Origin of the sequence: Halomonas heilongjiangensis, from assembly GCF_002879645.1 — a bacterium.
GTDB lineage: Bacteria > Pseudomonadota > Gammaproteobacteria > Pseudomonadales > Halomonadaceae > Halomonas > Halomonas heilongjiangensis.
In genome coordinates, this window is sequence record NZ_PNRE01000051.1 from 61418 (window position 1) to 72433 (window position 11016).

Annotated in this window: 8 protein-coding genes; 5 read left to right on the forward strand and 3 right to left on the reverse strand. The window is 66.4% G+C overall.

What is annotated here, in order from left to right; all coding sequences use genetic code 11:
* The first annotated feature begins 37 nt into the window (after nucleotides 1–37).
* Nucleotides 38–952, forward strand: coding sequence for a LysR family transcriptional regulator (locus C1H66_RS11835; RefSeq protein ID WP_102628087.1), 915 nt, complete (start codon nucleotides 38–40; stop codon nucleotides 950–952).
* Here the strand turns inward: C1H66_RS11835 and C1H66_RS11840 are convergent.
* Complete coding sequence (locus tag C1H66_RS11840; protein ID WP_102628088.1) at nucleotides 939–2555, reverse strand: ATP-binding protein; 1617 nt, start codon at nucleotides 2553–2555, stop codon at nucleotides 939–941. The two genes, C1H66_RS11835 and C1H66_RS11840, sit on opposite strands and share 14 nt — an antisense overlap.
* A gap of 3 nt (nucleotides 2556–2558) precedes the next feature.
* A complete protein-coding gene (locus C1H66_RS11845) occupies nucleotides 2559–3272 on the reverse strand; it encodes a winged helix-turn-helix domain-containing protein (RefSeq protein WP_102628089.1) in 714 nt (237 codons plus the stop codon).
* A gap of 354 nt (nucleotides 3273–3626) precedes the next feature.
* Between C1H66_RS11845 and C1H66_RS11850 the strand changes: the two genes are divergently transcribed.
* From C1H66_RS11850 to C1H66_RS11860, 3 genes are all read left to right on the forward strand, one after another.
* On the forward strand, nucleotides 3627–6542 hold the full coding sequence (locus C1H66_RS11850) for a ribonucleoside-diphosphate reductase subunit alpha (RefSeq protein ID WP_102628090.1): 2916 nt from the start codon (nucleotides 3627–3629) through the stop codon (nucleotides 6540–6542).
* Nucleotides 6543–6648: 106 nt separating this feature from the next.
* Nucleotides 6649–7914: a ribonucleotide-diphosphate reductase subunit beta gene (locus C1H66_RS11855; RefSeq protein WP_102628091.1), complete on the forward strand. Its 1266-nt coding sequence runs from the start codon at nucleotides 6649–6651 to the stop codon at nucleotides 7912–7914.
* A gap of 254 nt (nucleotides 7915–8168) precedes the next feature.
* A complete protein-coding gene (locus tag C1H66_RS11860) occupies nucleotides 8169–8501 on the forward strand; it encodes a hypothetical protein (protein WP_240618291.1) in 333 nt (110 codons plus the stop codon).
* A gap of 135 nt (nucleotides 8502–8636) precedes the next feature.
* On the opposite strand, the gene C1H66_RS11865 is transcribed toward C1H66_RS11860, so the two are convergent.
* Entirely contained in the window at nucleotides 8637–9137 is a 501-nt protein-coding gene (locus C1H66_RS11865; protein WP_240618292.1) for an Lrp/AsnC family transcriptional regulator, read from the reverse strand.
* 356 nt (nucleotides 9138–9493) lie between these two features.
* Between C1H66_RS11865 and nhaC the strand changes: the two genes are divergently transcribed.
* The coding region (gene nhaC, locus C1H66_RS11870) for a Na+/H+ antiporter NhaC (RefSeq protein WP_102628097.1) at nucleotides 9494–11016 on the forward strand (1523 nt) is incomplete at its 3' end.

The following is an 11016-nucleotide window of genomic DNA, read 5'->3' on the forward strand; positions in this document are numbered from 1 at the left end:
AACTTCTTAATCTTTAAAATGAAATCGGCTCAATCGAATGCTGGAACTTCGCCATCTGCGCACCCTCGTCGCCCTGCGCGACGCCGGCTCCCTGGTCGAGGCCGCCGAGCGCGTGCACCTGACCCAGTCGGCTCTGTCGCACCAGATCAAGGACCTGGAGGAGCGCCTGGGCGCCCCGCTGTTCGTGCGCAAGACCCGCCCGGTGGAGTTCACCCGGGCCGGGCAGCGCCTGCTCGTCCTGGCCGAGCAGGTCCTGCCCCAGGTACGCATGACCGAGCGCGACCTGGCACGGCTGGCCGGCAACGAGCAGGGCCGCCTGCACATGGCCATCGAATGCCACAGCTGCTTTCAGTGGCTGATGCCCACCATCGACCACTTCCGCGACCACTGGCCGGAGGTGGAGATCGACATCCCCGGCGGCCATCATTTCGACCCGCTGCCGGCGCTGGCCAGGGAACAGCTGGACCTGGTGATCACCGCCGATCCCCAGCCGCTGCCCGGCGTCTACTACGAGCCGCTGTTCCGTTACGAGGGCCTGCTCGCGGTGGCCCGCCAGCATCGCCTCGCGGGCAGGCCCTTCGTGCTTGCCGAGGACCTGGCCGAGGAGACCCTGATCACCTATCCGGTGGAACATTCACGGCTGGACGTCTTCACCCAGTTCCTCGACCCCGTCGGCGTGCGCCCCAGGGAGGTGCGCACCGCCGAGCTGACGATCATGATGATGCAACTGGTGGCCAGTGGCCGCGGGGTCTGCGCCCTGCCCAACTGGGCGCTGACCGAGTACCTGGAGCGCAGCTACGTGAGCGCCGTGACGCTGGGCGAGAAGGGGGTGTGGAGCACGCTGTTCGCGGCGATCCGCGAGGAGACCCGCGAGGCCCCCTGGATGGAAGACTTCCTGCGCACCGCCCGGGAAACGTCCTTTGCGGTGCTCGAGGGCATCAAGCCGGCGTGACGGGTCGGCGCGGGAGCAGCAGGGTGAAACGGGCGCCGCCCAGTTGCGGGCTGTCGTCGACCGCGACGCTGCCACCGTGCCAGGTCATGACCTTCTGCACGATGGAGAGCCCCAGCCCGTAGCCCCCGGAGCTGCGGGTGCGGCTGTCATCGAGGCGAGCGAAGGGCTTGAAGACCTCCAGGCGCTCCGAGACGGGTACCCCGGGGCCGTCGTCCTCCACGTCCAGACGCACCAGGTGCGGCTCGGAATGCAGGCGGATCAGCACACGCGAGCGGGCGTGCCGGCAGGCATTGGCGACCAGGTTCTGCAGGGCTCGCTGGAGATAACGGGGATCGGCACTGATCTCCACTTCGTCCCCCCCGGCCAGCTCGAAGCGCAGGTGGCCATGCAGCGGGCTCAGGGTCTCGATCACCCGCTCCGCCATGGCCCGGCAGTCGACCAGCGAGGTATCCATCTCCATGCTGTTGACCGACTCGTTGCCCAGCCTGGCATAGGTGAGGATCTCGTCGATCAGGCCGTCGAGCTCCTCGATGTCGCCGTCGATGCCCTCGAGCTGGCGACGAATCGCCGGATCATCGGTCATGTCCTCGACCATCTGCACGGCGAAGCGGATACGCGCCACCGGGGTACGCAGCTCGTGGGAGACAGCGCGAATCATGTCCTGCTGGGCGCGCAGCAGCGACTGTACCTGGGTGGCCATGCCGTTGAAGGCCATGCCCAGCCGTCCCAGGAAGTCGCCGCTCTCGACCTTGACCCGGGTGTCCAGGCGGCCGCCGGCGATGCGCGTGGCGGCCAGCTCGAGCCGTGCCATGCGCGCCTCCACGCCACGCACGATCAGGTAGATGATCACCGCCAGCACGCCGAGCAGGATCATCAGCAGCAGCAGTTGCAGCGACCCCGGCATCGGTTCGAAGGCCTGCACCGGCCCGATGGCGAGCCAGCGGGCCTCGCCGTCGGTATCCGGCAATTCCAGGTACATCGTGATGGACCAGCGCCCCGGCAGCAGGCGAATCACCACCTCGCCCTCGGCCAACCGCGACAGCTGGCGGGCATCCAGCCCTTCCGGCGCCCGGTCGGTCAGGGTCACCGGGATGCCGGCGCCGGAGACCCACTCCAGGCGCTGCTGGCGTTCGGCGCCCTGCACCTCGCTCAGCCACTCCCCGAACAGCTCGGTGAGCCCGCGCAGCTGCTGCTCGCTCAAGCCCGCCAGATCGATCTCCAGCAGCCAGTCGCCACCGGGCAGCAGCCGCTGCAGGCGCCAGCCATGCTCGCCCCGGAAGGAGACCAGCACCCGGCCGCTCTCGAGCCGGGTGCGATCGAAGTAGTTCAGCACCAGGGAGTCGACGGGATAGAGGGTCGGGGTCATGTCGAGCCGCTCGGCACGGCGCTCCAGCCAGGCCTCACGCTCGTCGCGGGGCAGTTCCGCGAGCTTCTCCACCAGCAGGCGCATGGGCGCGTCGGCGAGCTGCTCGCGATGATGCTCGCGACGCACCTGATCGACCATGGCCAGGCCCAGGAGGGCCAGGCCGAAGGTCAGCAGCAGCGCCAGTGCCAGCAGCACATAGACGCGCAGGAAGGTGCTGTCGGCCAGCGCCCGCCGCATGGATCAGCTGTCCCTGACGAAGAGGTAACCCTTGCTGCGCACCGTCTTGATGCGGTGCGGCTGGTTGGGATCGTCGCCGATCTTGGGACGGATCCGCGAGACCCGTACGTCGATGGAGCGGTCCTGGCCGTCGTACTTGATGCCGCGCAGCTGGGAGAAGATCTCCTCGCGGGTCAGTACCCGTCCCGCATTGCTGGCCAGCAACCACAGCAGGTCGAACTCGGCGCTGGTCAGGTCGATGCGCTCGCCCTCCAGCCAGGCCTCCCGGGTGGCGCTGTCGATCTCGAGGTTGCCGAAGGCGAGCCGCGTCTCGCCCCCCGGCTCGCTGGGGTCGGTGCGCCGCAGCAGGGCACGCATGCGCGCCAGCAGCACACGCGGCTGCACCGGCTTGGGCACGTAGTCGTCGGCCCCCATCTCCAGGCCCAGTACCTGGTCCATGTCGTCGGTGCGTGCGGTGAGCATCAGGATCGGGCCGGGGTAGTCGGCGCGCACGCGGCGGCAGATCGACAGGCCGTCCTCACCGGGCAGCATCAGATCCAGAATCACCAGATCCGGCTGCAGTGTCAGGATCTGCTCGACGCCTCGTGCACCGTCGGCCTCCAGCGTGACCTGGAAGCCGTTGGCCTCCAGATAATCACGGGTCAGCCCGGCCAACCGCTCATCGTCCTCGATGATCAGCACATGATCCTGTTCCTGGGGTTCCAAGCTGTCATCCATCCTGTGTATCCGTCCTGATGGGCTGGTGATCGGGTACGGCAAGCCACCCGCCAACGAGTCGACTACCGCCAATGGCTAAAGGATACCCGAAAACCACGATTTCGCATTCACGAAACCCGGTGAGATTGAAGTGGGAGGCCCAACCATGCGGCCTGACAAGCCGTCGCGGAACTCCCCCCGAATGGTCACAGGCCATCCACAACTTATCCACTTGATGGCGCCATGAAAGCACACTATCTTGTGTTTCGTCACGGCACGAACACCATATACTGTGCCATAGCAACCGTTTCACCCGCTGTCAACAGCGGCTTAGCTCACGTGTTTTTCGATCATCAGACAGGGACCCTCGGCGCCATGGATACCACCGCAACCCCGGACAAGACATCCGTCTCCGTCACTGCCCCCCGCACCCTGCGTGTCATCAAGCGCACCGGTGACGTGGTGCCCTTCGATGCCGGCAAGATCGCCGTGGCCATGAGCAAGGCGTTCATCGCCGTGGAAGGCGACAACGCCGCCACCTCCTCGCGGGTGCGTGACTTCGTCCGGCACTCGTCGGAGGCCATCGCCCAGGCCTTCCAGCGCCGCATGCCCGACGGCGGTACCCTGCACATCGAGGACATCCAGGATCAGGTCGAGCTGGCCCTGATGCGCGCCGGCGAGCAGAAGGTCGCCCGCGCCTACGTGCTCTACCGCGAGGAGCATGCCCGTGCCCGTGCCGCCGCCGGCGGCGACATCGAGAAGCCCCACCCGACCCTCAACGTCACCCTGACCGACGGCAGCATCCGTCCGCTGGACCTGGGCCGGGTCGAGACCCTGGTGTTCGACGCCTGCGCCGAACTCGCCAACGTCGATCCCAACCGCATCGTCGAGGAGTCGCTGAAGAACCTCTACGACGGCGTCACCATCGACGGCGTCTCCCAGGCGCTGATGATGACCGCCCGCACCCTGGTCGAGAAGGAGCCCAACTACACCTACGTCACCGCCCGCCTGCTGCAGGACAACCTGCGCCGCGAGGCGCTGTCGTTCCTGGGCGTGGCCGACGAGGCCACCTTCGGCGAGATGGCCGACTTCTACAAGCCGGCCTTCCACGCCTACGTGGCCAAGGGCATCGAGTTCGAGCAGCTCGACCCGCGGCTCGCCGAGTTCGACCTCGAGCGCCTGGGGGCCGCCCTCGACCATACCCGCGACAACGCCTTCACCTACCTGGGCCTGCAGACTCTCTACGACCGCTACTTCATCCACCGCGACGATGTGCGCTACGAGCTGCCCCAGGTGATGTTCATGCGCGTGGCCATGGGCCTGGCCCTCAACGAGGACGACCGCGAGGCGCGCGCCATCGAGTTCTACGAGCTGCTCTCCAGCTTCGACTACATGGCCTCCACGCCGACCCTGTTCAACTCGGGCACCGTACGCAGCCAGCTCTCCTCGTGTTATCTCACCACCGTACCCGACGACCTGGACAGCATCTACAGTGCGATCCGCGACAACGCCCTGCTCTCCAAGTGGGCCGGCGGCCTGGGCAACGACTGGACCCCGGTGCGCGCGCTGGGGTCCTACATCAAGGGCACCAACGGCAAGTCCCAGGGCGTGGTGCCCTTCCTCAAGGTGGTCAACGACACCGCCGTGGCGGTCAACCAGGGCGGCAAGCGCAAGGGCGCGGTCTGCGCCTACCTGGAGACCTGGCACCTGGATATCGAGGAGTTCCTCGAGCTGCGCAAGAACACCGGCGACGACCGCCGCCGTACCCACGACATGAACACCGCCAACTGGGTGCCGGACCTGTTCATGAAGCGGGTCTTCGACGACAAGGAGTGGACGCTGTTCTCGCCGGCCACCTGCCCGGACCTCCACGACCTCTACGGCGCCGCCTTCGAGCAGCGCTACGCCGAGTACGAGGAGATGACCCGTACCGGCCAGCTGAAGCTCTACAAGCGGGTCAAGGCCAAGGACCTGTGGCGCAAGATGCTGTCGATGCTGTTCGAGACCGGCCACCCCTGGATCACCTTCAAGGACCCGTGCAACCTGCGCAGCCCGCAGCAGCACGCCGGGGTGGTGCACTCCTCGAACCTGTGCACCGAGATCACCCTCAACACCAGCGCCGACGAGATCGCGGTGTGCAACCTCGGCTCGGTCAACCTGGCCCAGCACGTGGTCGACGGCGAGCTCGACGACGACAAGCTCAGGAAGACCGTGCGCACCGCGGTGCGCATGCTCGACAACGTCATCGACATCAACTACTACGCGGTGCCCCAGGCGAAGAACTCCAACTTCAAGCACCGCCCGGTGGGGCTCGGCATCATGGGCTTCCAGGACGCCCTCTACGCCCAGGACATCGCCTACGCCAGTGACGAGGCCGTGGCCTTCGCCGACCGCTCCATGGAACTGGTCAGCTACCACGCCATCGAGGCCTCCTCGGACCTGGCCGCCGAGCGCGGCCGCTACGAGAGCTTCGAGGGCTCGCTGTGGAGCCAGGGCGTGCTGCCCATCGACTCCATCGAGACGCTCAGGGCCGAGCGTGGCGAGAAGTACATCGAGGTCGACACCTCCGCCACCCAGGACTGGGGCCGCATCCGCGACAAGATTGCCGAGCAGGGCATGCGCAACTCCAACGTGATGGCCATCGCCCCCACGGCGACCATCTCCAACATCTGCGGCGTGACCCAGTCCATCGAGCCGACCTACCAGAACCTCTACGTGAAGTCGAACCTCTCCGGCGAGTTCACCGTGGTCAACGCCCAGATGGTCAATGACCTCAAGGCGCGCGGCCTGTGGGACGAGGTGATGATCAACGACCTCAAGTACTACGACGGCTCGGCCCAGCCCATCGATCGCATCCCGGACGACCTCAAGGCCAAGTACGCCACCGCCTTCGAGGTGGAGCCCAGGTGGCTGGTGGAGGCCGCCGCCCGTCGCCAGAAGTGGATCGACCAGGCCCAGTCCCTGAACCTCTACATCCAGGGCGTCTCGGGCAAGAAGCTCGATGTCACCTACCGCATGGCCTGGTTCCGCGGCCTCAAGACCACCTACTACCTGCGCGCCCTGGGCGCCACCTCGGTGGAGAAGTCCACCGTCGACCGCGGCACGCTGAATGCGGTGAGCAATGGCGGGGCCCCGGCGGCCGAGCCGAGCCCGACACCCGCCGCGCCGGCCACCCCCGAGCCGCGGGGCATCGAGGACTTCCTGCAGGCTGATTTTCTCAAGGGCAAAGGCGGCCAGCGCCCGCCCTCGGCCGGCGATATCGACGAACTGGGCTGCGAGGCCTGTCAGTAACGCAATACGGACCTGTAGGAGCTCGGCTCCGCCGGGCGAATGGCGCCGACAGGCGCCCCGGGCTGGGCTCCTGCGGATCATCCGGACCACATACCGGGAGAGACAGATGCTGAACTGGGACGAATTCCACGAGGACGAGACCGCGGTCGCCGAACAGCCGGCCCCGGTGGCCAAGCCGCAGCCCGCCGCCGAGCCCCGGGCCGAGGCCGTGCGCGAAGAGACCGTGAGAGCAGAGACCGTAAGAGAAGGTGCCGCTCGCTACGCCGTGGCCGACCAGGACCGCCTGGCCCGCGCCCGCAAGTCGCTGGACGAGCTCGACGTGGCCGCCGGCCTCGAGGAGCTGGAGATGGGGGCGGCGCGCATCGAGGTCGACGACAAGCAGATGATCAATGCGCGCGCCGACCTCAACCAACTGGTGCCCTTCAAGTACGAGTGGGCGTGGCAGAAATACCTGGACGGCAGCGCCAACCACTGGATGCCCCAGGAAGTGAACATGAACGCCGACATCGCCCTGTGGAAGAGCCAGGACGGCCTGACTGCGGACGAGCGGCGCATCGTCGAGCGCAGCCTGGGCTACTTCTCCACCGCCGATTCGCTGGTGGCCAACAACCTGGTGCTGGCCCTCTACCGCCTGATCACCAACCCCGAGTGCCGCCAGTACCTGCTGCGCCAGGCCTTCGAGGAGGCGATCCACACCCACGCCTACCAGTACTGCGTGGAGTCGCTGGGCATGGACGAGGGCGAGGTCTTCAACATGTACCGCGAGGTGCCCTCGGTGGCCGCCAAGTCCGCCTGGAGTCTCAAGCACACCCAGTCGCTGGCGCGCCCGGACTTCAACACCGGCACCACCGAGACCGACCAGGAGCTGCTGCGCAACCTGATCGCCTTCTACTGCGTCACCGAAGGCATCTTCTTCTACTGCGGCTTCAGCCAGATCCTCTCCATGGGCCGGCGCAACAAGATGACCGGCGTCGCCGAGCAGTTCCAGTACATCCTGCGCGACGAGTCCATGCACCTGAACTTCGGGGTCGACATGATCAACCAGATCAAGATCGAGAACCCGCAGCTGTGGACGCCCGAGTTCCAGGACGAGGTCACCCAGATGATCCTCGAGGGTACCGAACTCGAGATCGCCTACGCCCGGGACACCATGCCCCGCGGCGTGCTCGGCATGAACGCGGCGATCATGGAGGAGTACCTGCACTTCATCTGCAACCGCCGCCTGGCCCAGATCGGCCTCAAGGAGCAGTTCCCCGGCGCCCAGAACCCCTTCCCGTGGATGAGCGAGATCATCGACCTGCGCAAGGAGAAGAACTTCTTCGAGACCCGCGTCACCGAGTACCAGGTGGGTGGCGCGCTGAGCTGGGATTGAGCGAAGACCCTGCCGGGGAACCGCTCCCCGGCGTGACGTCCGGAGGCATCGCCATGGTGGATCACCAAGCCCCGACCCTCGACGCGCGGCCCCGTCGGGCCGCCCGCGTCCACCGGCCTCCTGCAGGCGGGCCCACGGCTCCCGAGCGCTTCGGGCCGACCCCGCCGACCCCGATGATGACGCCCTGTCCGGCCACGCCGGGCGGGGCGTTTTTCATGGCCCCGGAAACAGGCATATCAACGGAGGGCAATCCGATGCATGCAAGTCGTTCCGCAGCAGCACCTCGCGACTCCCGGGCATGGCAGACCGCCCTGGATCGGGCGCTGGCCGCCCATGACAGCGAAGACGCCTTCGCCCACTACCCCCATGTGGCCTTCGCCTTCCCCTCGTCGTCCCCCAACCCCTATTCGCGGGAGTATCCGCTGCTCAACTACCGGGAGCTCAAGGAGTGGGCGACCTCGCGTGGCTGGCGGGTCCGGCCGGCCCCGGAGCGGGCCCCGGAAGGCGAGGAGTACAGCCCGCCGGTCCGCTTCACCCGACTGCCCCCGCGGGCCTCGCGCGACGGCGCCGGACCGCGCTACCACTGAACCGCCTCGCCCGGGGCCCCAGCCCCGGGCGAGGCCGCCCCCTCCGGGTTGTCGAGCCGGCACGCGGCCATCGACAGCCCCCTTCCTCGAGACCGCGTCACCGCCCGGGCCAGGCGCCCGCCGGGGAGTCGTGAACTACTCCGGCCAGCTGACGTGATCGATGGGAACCGGCACCGTCACTTCGTCCTTCACGAGCTCCATCACCACGAAGGAGTGTGTCTGGTGAACATTCGGCAGCCGGCCGATCTGCTGGACGAGTACGGCACGGTAATGCGCAATATCGTGGGTTCTCACCTTGAGCAGGTAATCGAAGTTCCCCGCCACCATATAGCAGCCCTGCACTTCCGGAATGAGGCGCACGGCCTCGTTGAATCGGTCCAGGGCGTCCTCGCTCGTCTTCTCCATGGTCACCAGCACCACCAGCACATGGCCCGCACCGAGTTGCTTGGGGTCCAGGTCGGCGCGATAGCCGCGGATGATACCGGCCTGCTCGAGTCGGCGTACGCGCTGTGCACAGGGCGTCTTGGTGAGGTTCACCCGGTTTGCCAACTCCACGATGGGGAGGCGTCCATGTTCCTGAAGCTGGTGCAGAATGCGCCGATCTATACGGTCAAGGCGCTCCATCTTGCTAGCCATATTACCTACCATTAACTGATATCAAGGACAAAGGTAAACCAATCTAGCGTTATTTGGAGCCAATTCCTAGCCGAAATGACCAACAATGAGCCTTGAAGGCTGAATGAAAGCACCAAGTAGCCAGCTATCGCGATCCGACTGTCCACGACACCTGGATCACGGTGTCCTTGCGGCCTTCCGGTCGGGGCTTGCGACATCTGGCGGCCAAGGGGGATACGAATGCCCGACAACTGCTTATCAAATAATCACTGTTATAGCTTCTACCGATCGAGAGTCGATCGATAACAATCGGCAAGTTGCGTAACGCTTGATAAGGCAAAGCAATAACAACGCACATCAAACCGAAGGTAACTGACATGACAAGTCCAAAGAGTCCAATCGACTATCAACGACCAGGCCTGTTGCTGGCGCTCACGCCCGTCGTCCTGACGTTGCTGGTACTGGCGGTACAACTGTTCTATTTCGGCGACTTCACTCCCCACATTCCCCTGGCCATCGGCCTGGCGATCACGGCCCTGGTCGGCGTCAAACTCGGTTTCCGCTGGAAACAGATCGAAGAGGGCATCTTTCACGTCATCCACGTGTCCCTGCCCTCCGTCTCGGTGTTGATCTGCGTCGGCATGATCATCGGCGTGTGGATCGCCAGCGGCACCGTGCCGACCCTGATCTACTACGGCCTGACGATCCTCTCGCCGGCCATCTTCCTGGCGGCGGCCATGCTGCTCTGCTCGGTCGTCTCGCTGGCGCTGGGCACCTCCTGGGGCACGGTCGGCACGGTGGGCCTGGCGCTGATGGGCATCGGCGCGGGCTTCGATATCCCGATGTACTGGACCGCCGGCGCGGTGGTGTCGGGCGCCTTCTTCGGCGACAAGATCTCGCCGCTCTCCGACACCACGAACCTCGCTCCGGCGGTCACCGGCACGGACGTCTTCTCGCATATCAAGAACATGATGCCGACGACGATCCCGGCGATGCTGATCGCCTTCGTCATCTACCTGGTGGCGGGCTTCACCCTGATCGACGACGATAACGCCTCCTTCGAGCGGATCGATGCCATCACCGCCGCGCTGCAGGCGAACTTCACCATCTCGGCCTGGCTGCTGCTGCCGGCGGTGCTGGTGATCGCGCTCGCGGTCAAGCGCATGCCACCCATCCCGTCGCTGTTCGCCGGCGCCCTGGCCGGGGCGGTCACCGCCATGCTCGTGCAGGGGGTCGGCGTGCACGATGTGCTGACCTATGCCAACAGCGGCTATTCCATCGACACCGGCGTCGCCGCCATCGACAGCCTGCTCAACCGCGGCGGCATCCAGTCGATGATGTGGACCATCTCGCTGGTGCTCATCGCGCTGGGCTTCGGCGGCGCACTGGAGAAGACCGGCTGCCTGGAGGCGATCATCCGCGCGATCATGACCAAGGTGCGTAGCTTCGCCGGGCTGCAGACCTCGGCGGTGCTGACCTCGGTGTCCACCAACCTGGTCGCCGGCGACCCCTACCTCTCCATCGCCCTGCCCGGCCGCATGTACGCCCCCACCTACCGCGGCATGGGCTATTCGACCCTCAACCTGTCCCGCGCCATCGAGGAAGGCGGGACCCTCATCTCGCCGCTGATTCCGTGGAACGCCGGCGGGGCCTTCGTGATCAGCGCCCTGGCGCTCGGCATCGCCGACGGCAATGTCGAGAACCTGCTGTACATCCCGCTGGCCTTCGCCTGCTGGCTGTCCCCGGTGATCGGCCTGGTCTATGCGCAGACCGGCCTGTTCTCGCCCCGGGCCAGCGAGGAGGAACGGCAACTCTGGCAGGAGCAGGGCGAGGCCATTGCCACCGACCTGGGGGCCGCCGGCCCGGCCGCCAGCGAAGCGCCCATCGCCAGCCCGCGGCC